This window comes from Pseudonocardia sp. Cha107L01 (genome assembly GCF_052566575.1).
Genome location: NZ_CP199579.1, coordinates 8,520,323 through 8,538,450, shown reverse-complemented (window position 1 = coordinate 8,538,450; position 18,128 = coordinate 8,520,323). Strand labels below are relative to the sequence as shown.

Here is an 18,128-nt window from a genome sequence, read left to right as displayed (position 1 = left end):
GGCTCGCCGCGCCGGGGGCGCCTTATCCGCGTGACCTAGGTGGGCGGTTCGGTAGCTCGGCCTTACCTGCGCTACCAAACCGTTCTCGGGGTGGCCTGGACGCTGGCGGACCTGGCCGGGCGTGATCGGCCCGACCACGCGATGGTCGAACGGGCCATCCAGTTCAAGGAGCAGCGGGCGGCATGACAGGGTCCAGCGAGATTCGGCTGGCCAGGGCCTACCTGTCCGCGGTGGCGGAGCCGCCCGCACCGGCGCTGGCCGTCTTCGTCGCGGCATTGGGCCCGGTCGAGGCCGCGGCACGGGTCCGGCGGGGCGAGGTACCCGACCCGGTGGGGAAGGTGACCAGTGCCCGCCGCGAATGGGATCGGTCGGGTGAGCACCTGTTGGCCGCTGATAAAGCTGGCGCGCGGTTGCTGATCCCGGAGGACGAGGACTGGCCGGCCCTGCCCTTCCTGGCTTTCGACCGGTCCAGCCTTGATCACCTGGCCGCTCCGCTGGCTCTGTGGGTGCGCGGGCCGGCGCGGCTGGCCGAGTTGACCGAACGGTCCGTCGCCATCGTCGGATCGCGGGCCTCCACCGGCTACGGCAACCACGTCGCCAACTCACTGGCCTACGGCGTGGCCGAGCTGGGATGTGCTGTCGTCTCGGGGGCGGCCTACGGGATCGACGGGGCGGCCCACCGCGGCACCCTCGCCGCCGAAGGCGTCACTGTCGCCGTGCTGGCCTGCGGGGTCGACCGCTCCTACCCGGCCGGACATTCCGGGTTGCTGGGGCACATCGCCCGCGAGGGTTTGGTGGTGAGCGAGTATCCACCCGGAGCGGTACCGGCTCGGCACCGTTTCCTGGTCCGCAACCGCATCATCGCGGGGCTGGCGGGGGGCACGGTGGTGGTCGAGGCGGGCTCGCGCAGCGGCGCGCGACGCACCGCCTCCGACGCCGCGCTACTGGGCCGCCCTGTGATGGCGGTGCCCGGACCGGTGACCTCGGCGTTGTCGGTCGGCTGCCACCGCCTGCTGCGCGAGCCGGGAACGATCGCGGTGACCACCGCGGAAGAAGTGCTGGAGGAGGTGGGGCGCATCGGGATAGACCTGGCCCCGGCCAGTCAGCCCGAGATGCCGGCACGGGCCACCGACGGTCTGCCGGACACCGTGTTGCGGGTCCACGACGCGCTCTCCGGCCGGATCGTCCGCGACGCGACGCGGCTGTCCTTCGAATCCGGTCTGCCGCTGGAAATCGTGCGGGCCGCGCTGCCCACGCTGGCCAGGGCAGGGCTGGTCGAGCGCCTCGACGGGGGTTGGCGCCGCCCCGAACGGGAGCCGAGGCGTGGCGGTGCTTGACCTGGCCGGTCGGCGCGCGCACCGTGCCAACCATGAGCCCTCGGCATGATCGCCCCTGGGCGGAGGCCCGTGCGCGCGGCGGGTCCGCCGAGGCCACAACCACCGGTGCGGCGCAGCCCTGCAAACCGCTGGAGGCCGGCGACTCGCAGCCCGGCAACTCGCTGGAGCCCAGTGCCTCGCGGCCCGGCAACTCGCAGCCTGGCGACTCGCTGGGGGTCAGTGACGCGCTGCCTGGCGACCTGGCGGAAGCGCGCACGGCGTTCGAACGCCACCTGGCGCTTGAGCGGGCGCTGTCCCCGCACACGGTCCGTGCCTACCTCGGCGATGTGGACGGGCTGCTGGGCACGGTGGCCCGCGACAGCGGTGCACTCGCCGGGCTCGACCTGGCGGCCCTGCGGCGCTGGCTGGCCGAACAGCGCGCTGGGGGAGCCAGCCGGAGCACGTTGGCACGCCGCGGGTCGGCCGCGCGCGTGTTCACCGCGTGGGCCGCCCGTACCGGTCGGCTCCCGGAGGACCCTGGGCCGCGGTTGGTGGCGCCGCGGCCACATCGGACGCTGCCAGCGGTGTTGAGCGTCGAGCAGGCCGCGACGATGCTCACCGCGGCCACCTCCGGTGCGGCCGAGGGCGATCCGCTCGCGGTGCGTGATCTGCTGCTGCTCGAGCTGCTCTACGCCACCGGCGTGCGGGTTTCCGAGCTCTGCGGGTTGGACCTGTCGTCCATCGACCAGCGGCGCCGCACCCTGCGGGTGATCGGTAAGGGTGATCGGGAACGGACGGTCGTGTACGGGGTGCCGGCCGAGCGGGCCATGCGGCGCTGGCTCGACGGGGCGCGTTCGGGGCTGGCGGGGCCGGCGTCGCCACCCGCGCTGTTGCTCGGTGCCCGCGGCGGCCGGCTCGACCCCCGGGTGGCCCGCGCGGTGGTCAACGCGGCCTCGCAAACGGTGCCCGGACACCCCGGAATATCCCCCCACGGACTGCGGCACAGCGCCGCCACACACCTGCTTGTCGGCGGGGCGGACCTCCGTAGCGTCCAGGAGTTGCTTGGTCACGCTACGCTCTCTACGACTCAGCTATATACACACGTCACAGTCGAGCGTCTGAAGGCGATACATGACCAAGCTCACCCTCGAGCGTGAGAGCTTTATGGGTGAGCGGCGTGCGCCGGGTAGCGGGTTAGAGAACGCCCCGACCGAACCGGGCGCCCTGTGGGGTGAGTACGTACGGTGCGGGGCGCGGGACCACCGTGATCGCCTGGTCCTGCACTACGAGCCGCTGGTCCGGCAGGTGGCCGGCCGGGTCGGTATCCGACTGCCGGCGCACGTCGAGATCGCTGATCTGATCCAGGCCGGCGTCTTCGGGCTGATCGACGCGATCGAGCGGTTCGACCCGGCCCTCGGGATCCGGTTCGAGACCTACGCGGCGCAGCGCATCCGGGGCGCCATCCTGGACGAGCTGCGGGCCCAGGACTGGGTGCCCCGGATCATCCGCAACCGTGCCCGCGAGCTGGCGAAGGTCCGGGAGAACATGGAGGCCCGGCTGCAGCGCTCCGCCAGCCCGGCCGAGCTCGCCGGGGAGCTGGGCGTCGGCCCGACCGAGGTCCGCGGCATCCTCAGCCAGATTCGCATGATCAGCATGGAGGCGCTCGACGAGTGGGCCACCGCGCGCGGCGCCACTGTCACCCTCGCCGAGACGCTGGCGCAGGAGGACTCCGACCCGGTCACGGTGCTGGAGGCCCGGGAGACCAGCCGGTTGCTCGCGCTGAGCTTCTCCCGGCTGCCTGAGCGCGACCACCAGGTGCTGTGGTGTTACTACGTGGAGAACCTGACCCTGGCCGAGATCGGCAGGCGGCTCGGCGTGACCGAGTCCAGGGTGTGCCAGCTGCGCGGCCGCGCCGTCTCCAGATTGCGAGAGAAGTTCGCCGAGCTGGCCGGCACCACGGCCCAGCTGGGCTGAGCCCCCTCGGTACCCGGTCCGTGCCGCGCTGACCCCGCGGGCAGTGCCCCCGCTGCCCCTGCCTGGTCCCGCGCCGGGCTCAGCTGCCCGGATCCGTGTCCGAGGGCCATGGCAGCAGGCGCACGTGCGCCCGGCGGACCAGGAGCAGCGGATCCAGGTACTGACCGTCTCGGCGGAGTCCCCAGTGCAGGCAGGCCTCGGCCCGGCAGCCGAGGTGGCCGGCGGCGAGTGTGCCCACCGGTTCGCCCCGGCGCACCAGTTGGCCGGCACGCACGCTCGCCCGCACCGGCTCGTAGCTGGTCCGCAGTCCGTTGGGGTGGTCGATCGACACCACGCCGCGGTCGGCCAGCGGACCCGCGTAGACGACCGCCCCGTCGCCGGCCGCCAGCACGGGCTGGCCCTCGGTACCGATCAGGTCGACGCCGCGGTGGCCGGGACCGTACGGCTCGGACGGCGGCTGGAACGGGCGGCTCACCGTCGGCGCGGGCGCGAGCGGCCAGCCGAACCGGGCCGCCGGTTCGACGTACCCGCCGGTGCCCTCAGTCCGTGGCGGCGGGGTCGGCCCGCGACCGGGCGCGGCGGTCGCCGGCTGGGGACCGGGCGCGGCGGTCCCCGGCGTGGGCTCGGGACCCGGCGCGGCGGTAGCCGGCCGCGGGCCGGGCGCGGCGGTCGCCGGCCGCGCCCCGGGCGGGAGCTGATCGACCCGGGCCACCGCCGCCGGCACGGCCCCGGGCGCCGAGACCGCCAGCAGCGTCGAGCCGAACCCGGCGACCAGCACCCTCACCAGCACTCTCACCAGCGCCGATCGAGCCGTGCGCCTCCGATTGCCCATGTCCCGAGGATCCCTGCCGGCGGGGCAGCAGCGCGGCCCGGCCGGCCCGCCTGTGCACTGCTGACCCACCGGTGGACAACCCGGCCCGCGGCGGGCCACCCGGCTCGGCCCCACCTCACACCCGGCGTACACTGGACCTGCATCTCGTGTGTCACGAGATGACTTCGCGCGTCCGCGCATCTCGTGTTCGGTCCACCCTCGGGCGGATCGGGCGGGAACGGCGTCCGGGCGGTCCCGTTGGCCAGGGTACGACGGCTGGCGGGTCCGGGCGGCGGTGCGGACGCTAGGGCGGCGCCACCCGGTGCCGCGCAGAAACCGCCCGCGCCACCGCAGGGATTGCGGCGGTGCTCGACGAAAGAGGTGTGACACAGGCCATGGCCGTCGTCACGATGAAACAACTGCTCGACTCCGGCGTGCACTTCGGGCACCAGACCCGCCGCTGGAACCCCAAGATGAAGCGCTACATCTTCACCGAGCGCAATGGCATCTACATCATCGACCTCCAGCAGACGCTGTCCTACATCGACCGCGCCTACGAGTTCGTCCGCGAGACAGTGGCCCACGGCGGCTCGGTGCTGTTCATCGGCACCAAGAAGCAGGCCCAGGAAGCCATCGCGGACGAGGCCCAGCGGGTCAACATGCCGTACGTCAACCAGCGCTGGCTGGGCGGCATGCTCACGAACTTCCAGACCGTGCACAAGCGGCTGCAGCGCCTCAAGGAGCTGGAGTCGATGGAGCAGGGCGGGGGCTTCGAGGGTCGCACCAAGAAGGAAATCTTGATGCTGACCCGCGAGAAGATCAAGCTCGAGCGCACCCTCGGCGGTATCCGCGACATGGCCAAGGTGCCCAGCGCCGTCTGGATCGTGGACACCAAGAAGGAACACATCGCGGTCGGCGAGGCCCGCAAGCTGGGCATCCCGGTGGTGGCCATCCTGGACACCAACTGCGACCCCGACGAGGTCGACTACCCGATTCCGGGTAACGACGACGCCATCCGGTCCGCCGCGCTGCTCACCAAGGTGATCGCCCGGGCGGCAGCCGACGGCCTGATGGCCCGCTCCGCACGGGGCCGCGGCACCGACGGCGACGACAAGCCGGAGGCCGGCCCGGCCACCGACGAGCCGCTCGCCGAGTGGGAGAAGGAACTGCTGACCGGCGGTTCGGACGGCGCTGAGCTGGCCGCACCGGTGGCCGCCCCGGTCGCCGCGGCCGAACCGGCCGAGACGGTGTCGGCCGGCGTCGCCCCGGCCAGCACGAGCAACGGCACCCCGCAGACCGCCGAATAGGTCTGGTGCCCCGGCGCCCGCCGCCGCTCAAGGCGGCGGGCGCCGTTTTCCACCGCTACTGAAGAACTTCACACAGCCACACAGCAAGGACGGTTGCACCACGATGGCGAATTACACGGCCGCGGACGTGAAGCGGCTCCGCGAGCTGACCGGCTCCGGGATGATGGACTGCAAGAAGGCCCTGGAGGACTCCGACGGCGACCTCGAGAAGGCCGTCGAGGTGCTCCGCATCAAGGGCGCCAAGGATGTCGGCAAGCGCGCGGAGCGCACCACGTCGGCCGGCCTCGTGGTCGCCGAGGGCGGCACCATGGTCGAGCTGCTCTGCGAGACCGACTTCGTCGCCAAGAGCGCCGACTTCCAGGCGCTGGCCAGCAAGGTTCTCGCGGCGGCCACCGCGAGCAGCCCGGCGGACATCGACGAGCTGCGTTCGGCCGCCTCCGATGGTGGGTCCGTGGACGACGCTGTGCAGGGGCTCTCCGCCCGCATCGGCGAGAAGCTGCAGCTGTCGCGCTACGTGCACTTCGACGGCCCGGTCGCGGTCTACCTGCACCGCCGCGCCACCGACCTGCCGCCGGCCATCGGCATCCTCGTCTCCTACACCGGTGACGGCGCCGACGCGGCCGAGGTCGCCCGCGGCGTGGCCATGCACATCGCCGCCTCCCGGCCGCGCTACGTCACCCGCGACGAGGTGCCGGAGGACGTGGTGGCCGCCGAGCGCCGCATCGCCGAGGCGACCGCGCGCGAGGAGGGCAAGCCGGAGCAGGCGCTGCCCCGCATCATCGAGGGCCGGGTGAATGGCTTCTTCAAGGACGTCGTGCTGCTCGAGCAGGCTTCGGTGCACGACAGCAAGAAGACGGTGAAGGTCGCCCTCGAGGAGGCCGGCGTCACCGTGACCAAGTTCGCCCGCTTCGAGGTTGGCCAGGCCTAGCGTGGCGATGCCCCTCACCGATGTCGATGGCGGTAGCCGAACCGGCGGCTACCGCCGCGTGCTGCTCAAACTGGGCGGCGAGATGTTCGGCGGTGGTTCGGTCGGGGTCGACCCGACGGTGGTGCAGGGCGTCGCCCGGCAGATCGCCGACGTGGTCGCCAGCGGGGTGCAGGTCGCCGTGGTGATCGGCGGCGGCAACTTCTTCCGGGGCGCGCAGCTCACCGAGGGCGGGATGGAACGCTCCCGCGCGGACTACATGGGCATGCTGGCCACCGTGATGAACTGTCTCGCGCTGCAGGACTTCCTGGAGCGTGAGCACGGCATCGACACCCGGGTGCAGACCGCGATCACCATGGGTCAGGTGGCCGAGCCCTACATTCCCCGTCGTGCCATGCGGCACCTGGAGAAGGGCCGCGTGGTGATCTTCGGCGCCGGCGTCGGGATGCCCTACTTCTCCACCGACACGGCGGGCGCCCAGCGCGCGCTGGAGATCGGCTCGGAGGTGGTGCTGCTCGCCAAGGGCGTCGACGGCGTCTACACCGCCGACCCCAAGACAGACCCCGACGCCGAGATGTTCCACGAGATCACCCACCGCGAGGTGCTGGAGCGTGGGCTCAAGGTGGCGGACGCTACGGCGTTCAGTCTGTGCATGGACAACAATATGCCGATCATCGTGTTCAACCTGTTGACCGAGGGCAACATCGGTCGGGCGGTGCGGGGTGAGAGGATCGGCACATTGGTCAGCACCCCCGTGGGCTAAGACAGCCTGAGTAACGAACAGCACTGGAGCAGCCGTGATCGACGAGACCCTCTTCGAAGCCGAGGAGAAGATGGAGAAGGCCGTCGCGGTCACGCGTGAGGACCTCAATACGGTGCGCACCGGGCGGGCGAACCCTTCGATGTTCTCCCGGATCGTGGTCGACTACTACGGGTCGCCGACGCCGCTGAACCAGCTCGCGGGGGTGAGCGTCCCGGAGGCCCGGATGGCGGTGGTCAAGCCCTACGACGCCAGCCAGCTCAAGGCGATGGAGAAGGCGATCCGCGACTCCGACCTCGGCGTCAACCCGACCAACGACGGCACGATCATCCGCGTGCTGATCCCCCAGCTGTCCGAGGAGCGCCGCCGCGACCTGGTCAAGGTCGCCCGGGGCAAGGGCGAGGACGGCAAGGTCTCCATTCGCAGCATCCGGCGCAAGGCGATGGAAGAACTGCACCGGATCTCGAAGGAGGGCGAAGCCGGCGAGGACGAGGTGGCCCGCGCGGAGAAGGAGCTGCAGAGCGCGGTCGACCGCTACGTCACGCAGGTCGAGGAGCTCATGAAGAACAAGGAAGCCGAGCTGCTCGAGGTGTGAGTAACGTGACGGCCGCGGCGGGCCGACCGCCCTCCCGACTGGGCCGGGACCTGCGGGCGGCGATCCTGGTCGGTGCCGCTCTCGGTGCGGTCATCCTGGCCAGCCTGTTCCTGGTGCGCCAGGCATTCATCGCGGTGGTCGCGATCTCCATCCTGGTGGCCACCTGCGAGCTGGCCGGCGCGCTCCGCCGGGGCGGCGGGATCAAGGTTGCGCTGATCCCGGCCTGCGTCGGCGGCCAGGCGACGATCTGGCTCGCCTGGCCCTACGGCACCACCGGGCTGCTGTCCGCCGCCGCGATCACCGTGCTGGTGTGCCTGCTGTGGCGGATGCGCGAGGGGCCGGACGGCTACCTGCGCGACGTCAGCGCATCACTGTTCACCGTGGTCTACGTGCCGTTCTTCGCCGCCTTCGCCGCGCTGCTGGTGGTGCCGGCCGACGGCGCCGGCCGGGTGCTGACCTGGATGCTCTGCGTCGTGGCCTCGGACATCGGTGGCTTCGCCGCCGGTGTCGTCGCCGGCAAGCACCCGATGGCGCCCACGATCAGCCCGAAGAAGTCCTGGGAGGGCTTCGCCGGTTCGATGGCCGGCGGCATGATCGTCGGGGCGGTCTGCCTGGCCGAGCTGCTGCACGGCCGGTGGTGGCTGGGTGTGCTGATGGGTGCGCTGCTGGTGGCGGTGGCCACCGCGGGTGACCTGATCGAGTCGTTGATCAAGCGCGACCTCGGCGTCAAGGACATGGGCTCGCTGCTGCCCGGGCACGGCGGCCTGATGGACCGGCTGGACTCGCTGCTGCCGACCGCGATGGTGTCCTGGCTGCTGCTCAGCGTGTTCGTGCCGCTCAGCTGACCCGCGCGCACCCCCGCACGCGGACGACCGCCCCGGAGGCCGGCACTTGAGCATCGTGCCCAGCCCGAACATCTGGCACTGGCCGGACGTCTACGAGCAGGAGAACCGCGCGCAGGACGTGACCGGCGCCATCTGGGCCGCGCTGCGCGAGGCGATCGACTGGGCTGGCGCCGACGTGATCGACATCGGCTGCGGTACCGGGTTCCACCTGCCGATGTTCGCCGCGACCGCGCGCGCCGTGGTCGGGGTGGAGCCGCACCCGCCCCTGGTGCGGCGGGCCCGCGACCGGGTCGCTGAGCTGCCTGGCGTGCGGGTGGTCGAGGCCGGCGCGGAGCAGGTCCCACTGCCGGACGCCAGCGCCGACCTGGTGCACGCGCGCACCGCGTACTTCTTCGGACCGGGCTGCGAACCCGGGTTGGTGGAGGCGGACCGCCTGTTGCGCCCGAACGGGCTGCTCGCGATCGTCGACCTGGATGTGAGTAGGCCGCCCTACGGAGACTGGCTGCGCGCCGACGTGCCGCACTACGACCCGGCCGCCGTCGAGCGGTTCTTCGACCGCCAGGGCTTCGCTCTGCGCAGGGTGGACACCGAGTGGCGGTTCCCGGACCGGGCCAGCCTGGAGGCCTCGCTGGGCATCGAGTTCTCCGCGCCGGTGGCCCGGCGCGCCATCGCGGCCACCGACGGGCTGACCCTGCCGGTCAGTTACCGGGTGCACACCCGACGCAGGGCCGGCGGCCTGCTTCTCCCGGGCCGGGGCACGCGTCGGCGCTGAGCGCTCGACAACGGCGCGTACCCCGCCCGGTGCCCAGGTCGAGCCCAGGCGCTTGGCCCGCGCCCAGGCTGAGACCAGACACTGGGCCGGGCGCCGGGGGTGAGTGCACCCGGCCCGCCGGGCGCACCGGAGTCGTTGAACGCGCGGCACCGCGTTCGAACTCCGGCGCGCCCGCCGGGCCGGCTGCACCGCCCGCGGCTCAACCGGTCGGGACTAGGTGACCCGCAGCTGACCGCCGTCGGCGCTGACCTGCTTGGCTGGCAGCGGTTTCTTCGCCGGCCCCTTCGCCACCGAACCGTCGGTGACGCTGAACTTGCTGCCGTGGCACGGGCAGTTGATGGTGCCGCCGGCCACCGAATCGACCGTGCAGCCCTGGTGGGTGCAGATCGCGGAGAACGCGTGGAAGGTCCCGGCCGTCGGCTGGGTGACCACCACCGCCTGGTCCTCGAAGATCTTCCCGCCACCCACCGGAACCCCGCTGGCCGCTCCCAGCACGGTGCCGCCCTCGGCTGCCGGGGCCTCGGCGGTGTCACCGGCGCCCTGTGCCGGTGGGCCGGCCGCCCCGGTCGTGTTCGGGTTGGCCGGAGCGGGGCCGGGGGACGACGAGGAGTAGGTGGCGCAGCCGGCGACGGCGAGCATCGCGGCCGATGCGGTGGCCGCACCGCCCGCCGCCAACACCGTTCGGCGGTTCAACGGCCCGCGCGGCCGCACCGGGTTCGCGTTGTTGTCGCTCACGTCGAGCCTCGATTCCTGTGGTGAGTGGTGGTCGCTCGGGTCGAGCCGCCTCGATCAGGCGATCACAGGTGTACTCCTCGGGCGCTGAACAGCCAAAGCGCCGAGGTCAGCCACAGACCGATCAGACCAGCGAACACCAGACCGCCGAGCAGTGGCATCGCCCAGCGTGGCGCCCCGGGACGGCTCAGCGACAGCATTTTGGTGGCGAACGCGCCGTAGAACAGGCAGCCCAGGATCGAGTGGACCCAGACCCGGGTGCTGTCGGACTGGAAGCCGAGCGCGTACAGGCACTGCACCGCGACCGGAACGCTGGCCAGCACCGCGATCCGTCCGGACCACCGGTGCAACCCGCCGATCCAGGTCGGCGGCCGGACCACCACCCGGCCGTACAGGACCATCGCGCTGCCCAACTGCAGGAGGCCGAACAGCACCGTCGCGGTGGCCAACCAGGCCTTGACGTAGCCGATGCTGGAGAACCCGGCCACGCTCACCGCCAACCCGGTCGGCTCGTGCAGCCGCCCGTAGGCACCCAGAGCAACCGCCACCGCCGCGCCGACCAGCACCGGGACCAACAGCAGCCGGGCCCTCGGTTCCGGCGTCGGGCCGGCCCGGTCGGCGGCTGCGCCCGCCCGGCCGGCGGCTGAGCCCGCCGGGGCGGTGGTTGTGCCCGCCCGGTCTGCGCCGGCCCGGCCGGTAGCCCGGTCGATGGTCTGGGTGGCGCCGGTCCGAACGCCGGTCCGAACGCCGGTCGGCTCAGCGGATCGGGCGGTGTCCTCGGCTGGCTGGGCGGGATCCCGATCCAACAGCGACCGCGGGCCCCGTTGGATCGGGATCGCGCCGGTCGGTGCCTCGGAGAGGTCCGGGCCGTCGGTCCGCCCCGGGCCGGACCGGCTGTCCAGGGTGGTGGTACCCGCCGGGCGCGCACCGGACTCGGGCCGCGATGGAGCCCCCAGGTCGGCTGGAGCCCCGGTGTTGGACCGGGCGGTGCGGAGCGGGGCGGTTGGCGGATCTGGCTCGGTGTTCATCTGGGAACTCCTCCGCTGGTCATTGGCCAGCTCCCGAGGTGCCCGCGCCCGCCGCCGAGGTGGCGGTGACCGAGTACGGGTCCGAGTACCCGGTCGGGGCCGGGTCCTTCGGGCTGGGGTCGGTCGGGGCGGGGTTGGACTGGGCAGGGGCGGACCGGGCGGGGTTCGGCGCGGTGACCGAGGCGGCCTTGTCGGCCCGCTTCTCGGCCGTCGGCGCCTTGCCCGGCTCGGCGTTGAACTGCCACTGCACGCCGCTGACCGAGACGGTTCCGGACACCGTGCCGGACCGCAGCGTGGCGGTCAGCTCGTTGGTGCCCTTGCCGCGCAGGGTCATCGTGGACCCCGACACGTCGCCGTTCAGCCAGGATTCCAGTTTCTTGCCGTCGCACAGGTACGCCGTCGCGGCGCCGTTCCGGATAACGATTTCCACGGTGGCCTCGCCAGCTTTGCGGCCGGAGGTGCGGCCGGCGTAGCTGGCCTGCCGGGGGAAGTCCGAGGACACCGCGGGTGGGGGAGCCGCGGGTGGGGGAGCCGCGGGTGCCACAGGAGGGGGAACGGCGGGGGGAACGGACGTGGTCCCGGCGGCGCTGGCGTTCGCGTCGGTGGCCTCCTCACGGCTGGCGTTCATGTTGACCGCCAGCAGGACGAACGCCAGGCCGACGATGGCCAGCAGCGTGAGGATGGGGCCTCGGGTCCTCATCGTGATCGGTCTCCAAAGTCGGTCTCGGGGAGTCTCAGGGAGTTACGGTCAGGCCTCTACACGGGTCCGGCGGGCAATCGGTTCACTGGCTCGGGTGAATTTTCTTCCGGGCTCAGGGTTACCGTGTGTGTATGCGTGACCAGATACGGCGACCCGTGGTGACCCCGTTGCGGGTTGCTCTGGTGGGCGGCGCGTTGTGGTGGGCGATCGGCTCGCTGGCGTTCCCGTCCGGCTTCGGCACCCTGGTGCTGGCGTTCGGGCTGTTGGTCGCGGGCGGGCTGTACTCGGCGGCGCGGCGCCGGCCGGATGCCGGTGTCCCGGTGCCGCCCTCGGCCCGTCGAGGGGTCCGTCGACTGGTGGTGATCGGCGTTGTGCTGGTGGTGGGCGTCGTGCTGGCGCTGGGCGGGTTAGGCTATAGGGAGCTGACCACCCCAATTGCGTGCATGGTCGTGGGCGGTTGCCTGGTGCCGGCGGCCGCGTTGCTGGATCGCCGGGGCTGCCTGCCGCTGGGTGCCGCGATGATGGTGCTGGGTGCCTGCGGCGCGGTGCTCGCGCTGCGCTCCGTCGGCCAGCTGTATCCGACGGGCCTGGTAGGGCTGGGCGCCGGCGCGTTGCTCTTGGCGGCGGTAGCCGTTGAGGTCGGCCTGCACCACGAGCTGCGGACCAAGATCGGGAGTCGATGAGTACGTCCAAGACCGCCGGCGGACCAGCCGGTACCGCCACCGAGGCCGGGCAGGGGACCGGCCCGGTCGGCCTACCCCTGGTGTTCGACGCGCCCCGGCGGGCGATGCCACCTACCCACCTGGCCGACCTCAGCCCCGAGCAGCGCCGCGTCGCGGTGACCGAGCTCGGGCTGCCGGCCTTCCGTGCCGACCAGCTGTCCCGGCACTACTTCGGCCGCTTCGAGGCCGACCCGGCGGCGATGACCGATCTACCGGCAACCGTGCGGGACAGGTTGCGGGACGCGCTGCTGCCCTCGCTGGTCACCTCGGTGACCGAGCTGAGCTGTGACGACGGCACCACCCGCAAGACGCTGTGGAAGGCCCACGACGGCATCCGCGCGGAGAGCGTGCTGATGGGCTACCCGGACCGCGCCACGGTGTGCGTGTCCAGCCAGGCCGGCTGCGGGATGGCCTGCCCGTTCTGCGCCACCGGTCAGGGCGGCCTGAGCCGCAACCTGTCCACGGGTGAGATCGTCGAGCAGGTCCGCCAGGCCGCCGCGGCGGCCCGTGACGGTGCGCTCGGCGAGCCGACCCGACTGTCCAACGTGGTGTTCATGGGCATGGGCGAGCCGCTGGCCAACTACAAGCGGGTGGTCGGCGCGCTGCGTCGGATCATCGAGCCCGCTCCGGCCGGCCTCGGCATCTCGGCGCGCGGGGTGACCGTGTCCACGGTCGGGCTGGTACCGGCGATCGACAAGCTGACCGCCGAGGGGCTGCCGGTGACGCTCGCCGTGTCCCTGCACACGCCCGACGACGAACTGCGGGACACCCTGGTGCCGGTGAACAACCGCTGGAAGGTCGCCGAGGTGCTGGCCGCGGCCCGCCGCTACGCCGACGCCACCGGCCGCCGGGTGTCCATCGAGTACGCCCTGATCCGCGACGTGAACGACCAACCGTGGCGGGCCGACCTGCTCGGCAAGCTGCTCCGCGAGCGGCTGACCACCCGACTGGTGCACGTGAACCTGATCCCGCTGAACCCGACGCCGGGCAGTGAGTGGGACGCGAGCCCCCGCCCGGTCCAGGACGAGTTCGTGGACCGGGTGCGCGCGGCCGGGGTGGCCTGCACGGTCCGCGACACCCGGGGCCGGGAGATCGCCGCCGCCTGCGGCCAGCTCGCCGCCACCCAGTCCTGACACCCGGGATTGGCGAGTTAGGTCCTGACCCAACTCGCCAATCCCGGGGTGTCGGCTACAGGCGCTCGCCGGTGTCCGGGTGGAACAGGTGCAGCTCGTCGCTGGTGGTGTGCAGGCTGATCTTGTCGCCGATCCGCGCACCGGAGCGGCCGGAGCCCCGTACGACGATCGACTCCGACGGATCGGTCACCAGCTTGCCGTAGATGAACGCGTCACTGCCCAGTTCCTCGACCACGGTGATCTCGGCCGCGATGCCCTGATCGGAGCCGTTGGTGGCGTTCGACGTCCACTGCTCCGGGCGGATGCCGAGGGTGACCGTCTTGGTCCCGGCCGCGCTGATCGCCGACCGCTGGGCGGCGGTCAACCGGACCACCTGTCCGCCGAGGCGGGCGCCCTCCTCCTCCACCGGCACGGTGTAGAGGTTCATCGCCGGTGAACCGATGAAGCCGGCGACGAACGCGTTGCGCGGGATGTCGTACAGCTCCGCCGGCGTGGCGAACTGCTGCAGCTCGCCCAGCTTCAGCACCGCCACCCGGTTGCCCATGGTCATCGCCTCGACCTGGTCGTGGGTGACGTAGATGGTGGTGACCCCGAGTCGCTGCTGCAGCGCGGCGATCTCCGCCCGGGTGCCGACCCGCATCTTGGCGTCCAGGTTGGACAGCGGCTCATCCATCAGGAACACCTGCGGCTCGCGCACGATGGCCCGGCCCATCGCGACCCGCTGCCGCTGCCCGCCGGACAGGGCGCGCGGCTTGCGGTCCAGGAACTCGGTGAGCCCGAGCACCTCGCCGGCCGCGCGGACCTTCTTGTCCCGCTCCTCCTTGGACATGCCACGCATCTTCAGCGGGAAGTCCATGTTCTCGCCGACGGTCTTGTTCGGGTACAGCGCGTAGTTCTGGAACACCATGGCGATGTCCCGGTCCCGCGACGGCACGCCGACCATGTTCTTGCCACCGATGCGGATGGCGCCCTGGTCGATCTCCTCGAGGCCAGCGAGCATTCGCAGCGCGGTGGACTTGCCGCAGCCGGACGGCCCGACGAACACCACGAACTCGCCGTCCTCGATGTCGAGGCTGAGTTTGTTGACCGCGGGCTTCGCGCCCGGCGTGTAGATGCGCGACGCGGAGTCGTAGACGACCTCAGCCACGGTTACACCTCTTCCTGTCGCACGTTGGGCGTGTTGGTTGTTGTGGTGCCCGGGAGCCGGGTCATTTGACCGCTCCGAAGGACAGGCCCTGGACCAGCTTGTTCTGCGCGACCCAGCCGGCGATGACCACCGGCAGCGCGGCCAGCACGGCGGCCGCGCAGAGCTTGGCGAAGTACAGTCCCTCGCTGGTGATGAAGCCGACCAGGAACACCGGCACGGTGCCGGCCCGGGCGGCGGTCAGGTTCACCGCGATGAAGAACTCGTTCCAGGCGAAGATCACGCAGATCAGCGCGGTTGCCGCGATGCCGGGGGAGACCACCGGCAGCACGACTTCGCGCATGGTGCGCTGCAGCGATGCCCCGTCGATGCTGGCCGCCTCGAGCAGCGCTCCCGGCACCTCCAGGAAGAACGAGCGCATCATCCAGATCGCGATCGGCAGGTTCAGCGCGGTGTAGAGCACCACCAGCGTCCAGATGTTGTCCACCATGTGGATGTCGTTGACCACCACGTAGATCGGCACGATGGCCGCGACCACCGGCAGCATCTTGGTGCTGATGAAGAAGAACAGTACGTCGCGGGTCTTGGCCACCGGGCGCAGGGACAGCGCGAACGCGGCCGGGATGGCCATCAGCAGCACCAGCAGGGTGGACACCACCGTGGCGAACAGCGAGTTGAGCAGCGACGGCCCGACCCCGGCGGCGAACACCTCCTTGAACTGTTCCAGGGTGGGGGCGAAGAACAGCTTGGGCGGGCTGGTGTAGGCGTCCGCCTCCTGCTTGAACGCGGTCAGCACCATCCACAGCACCGGGAAGAAGAACACGATGCCGACCACCCAGGACACGATGGCCATGATCACGGGGCCGGTCGAGCTCTTCTTCGGCCGGGGCTCGGAGTCGCGGGCGGTCGCGCCGGGGCCCGCGGGGGCCGTTGTCGAGGTGCTCATCAGGCTGACGCCTCGTTTCCACTGAAGGTGCGGAAGATCAGCCGGAGGGCGAACGTCGCCACGATGGTGGTCAGGATGGCTACCACCACGCCCATCGCGGCTGCCTGACCGATGTCGAAGCCCAGGAAGGCCCGCTGGTAGATGTAGAACGGCAGGTTCGAGCTGGCGATGCCGGGGCCGCCCTGGGTCATCATGTAGATCTGGTCGAAGACGTTGATCAGGTAGATGGTGCCCAGCACGATGCCCAGCTCGATGAACCGGCGCAGGTGCGGGATGGTGATCTCGCGGAAGATGCCGAGATTGGACGCGCCGTCCACGGCCGCCGCCTCCAGCACGTCGGCCGGCTGGCTCTGCAACCCGGCCAGGATGAGCAGCATCATGAACGGTGTCCACTGCCAGACGATCGCCATCATCACCGCGGTGAGCGGGAATGAGGAGATCCAGTCCGTTTTCCCCGCTCCGAACGGGCTCAGGACGAAGTTCACCAGGCCGTAGGTCGGGTCCAGCAGGGTGGTCTTCCACAGCAGCGCGGCGGCCACCGGGGTGATCAGGAACGGTGTGATCAGCAGGGTGCGGACCAAGCCGCGACCGGGGAAGGCCCGGTTCAGCATCAGCGCCAGCAGCAGCCCGAGGGCCACCGCGATCAGCACCGAGCCCACGGTGAGCACCACGGTGTTCAGGGTGACCCGGCGGAACTGGCTGTCGGTGAAGACCTGCGCATAGTTCGACAGCCCGACGAAGTGCCGGGAGCCAGGGCGCACCAGGTTCCACGACTCCAGCGAGTAGTAGATCGTCACCACGAACGGCAGCTGGGTGACGATGAACGTGAACACCAGGGCCGGGAGCAGCGGAATCCGCCGGGACCAGCCGTCGGCCTTGGAGCCAGGCCCGTGCTCGGGCCGCTTGGCCGCCCGCTTCGGAGCGGTTGCCGCTTCGATGGTGGTAGTCACTTCGCCGCCCCCTTGTAGGTGTCGCCGACGGTCTGGGCGTACTTCTGGGACTCCTGCAGCGCATCAGCCACGCTGGTCTGGCCGGCGATCGCGGCGCTGATCTGCTGGCTCACCCGGGTGCCCATGTCCTGGAACTCCGGGATGGAGACGAACTGGATCCCGGTATAAGGCACCGGCATCGCGGTCGGGTGCACCTCGTCGGCGTTGTTCATCGCGTCCAGGGTGGGCTGCAGGTACGCGGCGGCGGCCTGGCGGTACTCCGGGATCTGGTAGGTGGAGTTCCGCGAGCCCGGCGGCACGTGTCCCCAGCCGAGCCTGGAGCCGACCAGGTGCATGTAGTCCTTGGAGGTCATCCAGGCCATGAAGTCCCAGGCCTCGTCCTTGTTCTCGGACGTCTTCGGGATGGCGAGCGACCAGGTGTAGAGCCAGCCGGAGTGCTGGGTCTTCTCCACCGGGGCGGGCACGTAGCCGATCTTGCCGACGACCTTGCTCGAGCTCGGGTCCTCCAGCGCTGTGACCACCGATGTCGCGTCGTACCACATGGCCACGTTGCCCTGGCCCATCAGCGTCGCGCACTCACCGAAGCTGGACACCGCGGGGCCGGGCTCGCCGTAGTCGCGCACCAGGTTGACGTAGAAGTCGACCGCCTTGCTGGTCTCCGGCGAGTTCAGCTGGGCGTCCCAGTTCATGTTGTACCAGCTGCCACCGAAGGTGTTGATCACGGTGTCCAGCGGGGCCATCACCTCACCCCAGCCGGGTAGGCCGCGCAGGCAGATGCCGGACATGCCGGTCTGCTTGTTGTCCAGCTTGGCCGCGAAGTCGTGGACCTGGGTCCAGGTCGGGTGGTCGGGCATGGTCAGCCCGGCCTGGGCGAACAGGTCCTTGCGGTAGGCCAGGAACGAGGACTCGCCGTAGAACGGCACCGAGTACAGGTTGCCCTGGTAGGACAGCGCGTCGCGGACCTTGGGCAGGAAGTCCTGCGGGTCGTAGCCCGGGGTCTTGTCCGCATAGGGCTGCAGGTTGACCAGCCAGCCGTCGGCCGCCCACTGCGGGGTCTCGTAGTTGCTGATCATCACGACGTCGAACTCGTTGCCGCCGGTCGCCACCGAGGCGGTGATCTTGGCCCGGGCCTGGTTCTCCGACAGGCTGACGAACCTCACCTGGACGCCGGGGTGGGTCTTCTCGAACTCCGGGACCAGTTTGATCGCGTCCTGCATCTGCGAGTTGGACACGATCGCCACGGTCACGGTCTTGGTGTTACCGCCGCCTCCGCCCAGCGCGCCCGCGCCGGCGCAGCCGGCCATCGCGAGCGCAGGTAACAGAAGTGCGGCGATCAAGAACACCCGCCACCGCCGCGGTCTACGCTCAAGGTCCGGTCGAGGTAGCAGCTCTCGCGCTGGGGCCACGTTGCCCTCCTCAGGGTTTGACGCCGGCGGTCGCGCTTGACGTCCGGCCGTGGTGTGAGTCA

The 18,128-nt window shown here is 71.1% G+C and carries 20 protein-coding genes; 12 read left to right on the top strand and 8 right to left on the bottom strand.

Translation table 11 applies throughout. The annotated features are described in order from the left end of the window. Window positions 1–39 precede the first annotated feature (39 nt). From ACTXG6_RS40325 to ACTXG6_RS40310, 4 genes are read left to right on the top strand one after another with little or no spacing between them, the layout of a single operon-like run. The gene (locus ACTXG6_RS40325) at window positions 40–186 is read left to right on the top strand and encodes a hypothetical protein (RefSeq protein WP_445184563.1); all 147 of its coding nucleotides are present in this window, start codon (window positions 40–42) and stop codon (window positions 184–186) included. Next, window positions 183–1,337, top strand: coding sequence for a DNA-processing protein DprA (dprA, locus tag ACTXG6_RS40320; protein ID WP_445184562.1), 1,155 nt, complete (start codon window positions 183–185; stop codon window positions 1,335–1,337). Before ACTXG6_RS40325 ends, dprA begins: the two co-directional genes overlap by 4 nt. Before the next feature lie 32 nt (window positions 1,338–1,369). Then, window positions 1,370–2,473 carry a tyrosine recombinase XerC gene (locus tag ACTXG6_RS40315; RefSeq protein WP_445184561.1) on the top strand — a complete coding sequence of 368 codons (1,104 nt, stop codon included), beginning with the start codon at window positions 1,370–1,372 and terminating at the stop codon, window positions 2,471–2,473. After that, window positions 2,448–3,290, top strand: a complete 843-nt coding sequence (locus ACTXG6_RS40310; protein ID WP_445184560.1) for a FliA/WhiG family RNA polymerase sigma factor — start codon at window positions 2,448–2,450, stop codon at window positions 3,288–3,290. The genes ACTXG6_RS40315 and ACTXG6_RS40310 overlap by 26 nt, the downstream gene beginning before the upstream one ends. A gap of 79 nt (window positions 3,291–3,369) precedes the next feature. Here ACTXG6_RS40310 and ACTXG6_RS40305 read toward each other — a convergent pair whose 3' ends face one another. Beyond that, window positions 3,370–4,086, bottom strand: a complete 717-nt coding sequence (locus tag ACTXG6_RS40305; protein ID WP_445184559.1) for a M23 family metallopeptidase — start codon at window positions 4,084–4,086, stop codon at window positions 3,370–3,372. Between the two features lie 410 nt (window positions 4,087–4,496). Here ACTXG6_RS40305 and rpsB point away from each other — a divergent pair, with 410 nt between their 5' ends. The 6 genes from rpsB to ACTXG6_RS40275 all read left to right on the top strand — a co-directional run bounded on the left by rpsB (window position 4,497) and on the right by ACTXG6_RS40275 (window position 9,305). Then, complete coding sequence (gene rpsB, locus ACTXG6_RS40300; RefSeq protein WP_445184558.1) at window positions 4,497–5,408, top strand: 30S ribosomal protein S2; 912 nt, start codon at window positions 4,497–4,499, stop codon at window positions 5,406–5,408. A 103-nt stretch (window positions 5,409–5,511) separates the two neighbouring features. Continuing rightward, entirely contained in the window at window positions 5,512–6,336 is an 825-nt protein-coding gene (gene tsf / locus ACTXG6_RS40295) for a translation elongation factor Ts (RefSeq protein WP_445184557.1), read from the top strand. Window positions 6,337–6,343: 7 nt separating this feature from the next. Next, window positions 6,344–7,096 carry a UMP kinase gene (gene pyrH / locus ACTXG6_RS40290; RefSeq protein ID WP_445184556.1) on the top strand — a complete coding sequence of 251 codons (753 nt, stop codon included), beginning with the start codon at window positions 6,344–6,346 and terminating at the stop codon, window positions 7,094–7,096. A 34-nt stretch (window positions 7,097–7,130) separates the two neighbouring features. Further along, entirely contained in the window at window positions 7,131–7,688 is a 558-nt protein-coding gene (gene frr / locus ACTXG6_RS40285) for a ribosome recycling factor (protein WP_445184555.1), read from the top strand. Beyond that, window positions 7,685–8,533: a phosphatidate cytidylyltransferase gene (locus ACTXG6_RS40280; protein ID WP_445184554.1), complete on the top strand. Its 849-nt coding sequence runs from the start codon at window positions 7,685–7,687 to the stop codon at window positions 8,531–8,533. Before frr ends, ACTXG6_RS40280 begins: the two co-directional genes overlap by 4 nt. Before the next feature lie 46 nt (window positions 8,534–8,579). Beyond that, window positions 8,580–9,305: a class I SAM-dependent methyltransferase gene (locus tag ACTXG6_RS40275; protein WP_445184553.1), complete on the top strand. Its 726-nt coding sequence runs from the start codon at window positions 8,580–8,582 to the stop codon at window positions 9,303–9,305. Window positions 9,306–9,518: 213 nt separating this feature from the next. Here the strand turns inward: ACTXG6_RS40275 and ACTXG6_RS40270 are convergent, their stop codons facing one another. From ACTXG6_RS40270 to ACTXG6_RS40260, 3 genes are all read right to left on the bottom strand, one after another. After that, on the bottom strand, window positions 9,519–10,040 hold the full coding sequence (locus tag ACTXG6_RS40270; protein WP_445184552.1) for a Rieske (2Fe-2S) protein: 522 nt from the start codon (window positions 10,038–10,040) through the stop codon (window positions 9,519–9,521). Window positions 10,041–10,102: 62 nt separating this feature from the next. Next, on the bottom strand, window positions 10,103–11,065 hold the full coding sequence (locus tag ACTXG6_RS40265) for a DUF6529 family protein (RefSeq protein ID WP_445184551.1): 963 nt from the start codon (window positions 11,063–11,065) through the stop codon (window positions 10,103–10,105). Window positions 11,066–11,084: 19 nt separating this feature from the next. After that, window positions 11,085–11,765: a hypothetical protein gene (locus ACTXG6_RS40260; RefSeq protein WP_445184550.1), complete on the bottom strand. Its 681-nt coding sequence runs from the start codon at window positions 11,763–11,765 to the stop codon at window positions 11,085–11,087. A 167-nt stretch (window positions 11,766–11,932) separates the two neighbouring features. Between ACTXG6_RS40260 and ACTXG6_RS40255 the strand changes: the two genes are divergently transcribed. Together ACTXG6_RS40255 and rlmN are read left to right on the top strand one after the other, a co-directional pair. Beyond that, on the top strand, window positions 11,933–12,448 hold the full coding sequence (locus tag ACTXG6_RS40255; protein WP_445184549.1) for a hypothetical protein: 516 nt from the start codon (window positions 11,933–11,935) through the stop codon (window positions 12,446–12,448). Between the two features lie 104 nt (window positions 12,449–12,552). Beyond that, window positions 12,553–13,620 (top strand): 23S rRNA (adenine(2503)-C(2))-methyltransferase RlmN, encoded by a 1,068-nt coding sequence (rlmN, locus tag ACTXG6_RS40250; protein ID WP_445190250.1) that lies wholly within the window; start codon window positions 12,553–12,555, stop codon window positions 13,618–13,620. A gap of 55 nt (window positions 13,621–13,675) precedes the next feature. On the opposite strand, the gene ACTXG6_RS40245 is transcribed toward rlmN, so the two are convergent. The 4 genes from ACTXG6_RS40245 to ACTXG6_RS40230 all read right to left on the bottom strand — a co-directional run bounded on the left by ACTXG6_RS40245 (window position 13,676) and on the right by ACTXG6_RS40230 (window position 17,964). Next, entirely contained in the window at window positions 13,676–14,767 is a 1,092-nt protein-coding gene (locus ACTXG6_RS40245) for an ABC transporter ATP-binding protein (RefSeq protein WP_445184548.1), read from the bottom strand. A 61-nt stretch (window positions 14,768–14,828) separates the two neighbouring features. Next, window positions 14,829–15,617: a carbohydrate ABC transporter permease gene (locus ACTXG6_RS40240; protein ID WP_445190249.1), complete on the bottom strand. Its 789-nt coding sequence runs from the start codon at window positions 15,615–15,617 to the stop codon at window positions 14,829–14,831. Between the two features lie 92 nt (window positions 15,618–15,709). After that, on the bottom strand, window positions 15,710–16,660 hold the full coding sequence (locus ACTXG6_RS40235; protein ID WP_445184547.1) for a carbohydrate ABC transporter permease: 951 nt from the start codon (window positions 16,658–16,660) through the stop codon (window positions 15,710–15,712). Continuing rightward, window positions 16,657–17,964 (bottom strand): ABC transporter substrate-binding protein, encoded by a 1,308-nt coding sequence (locus tag ACTXG6_RS40230; RefSeq protein WP_445190248.1) that lies wholly within the window; start codon window positions 17,962–17,964, stop codon window positions 16,657–16,659. Before ACTXG6_RS40230 ends, ACTXG6_RS40235 begins: the two co-directional genes overlap by 4 nt. Window positions 17,965–18,128 lie beyond the last annotated feature (164 nt).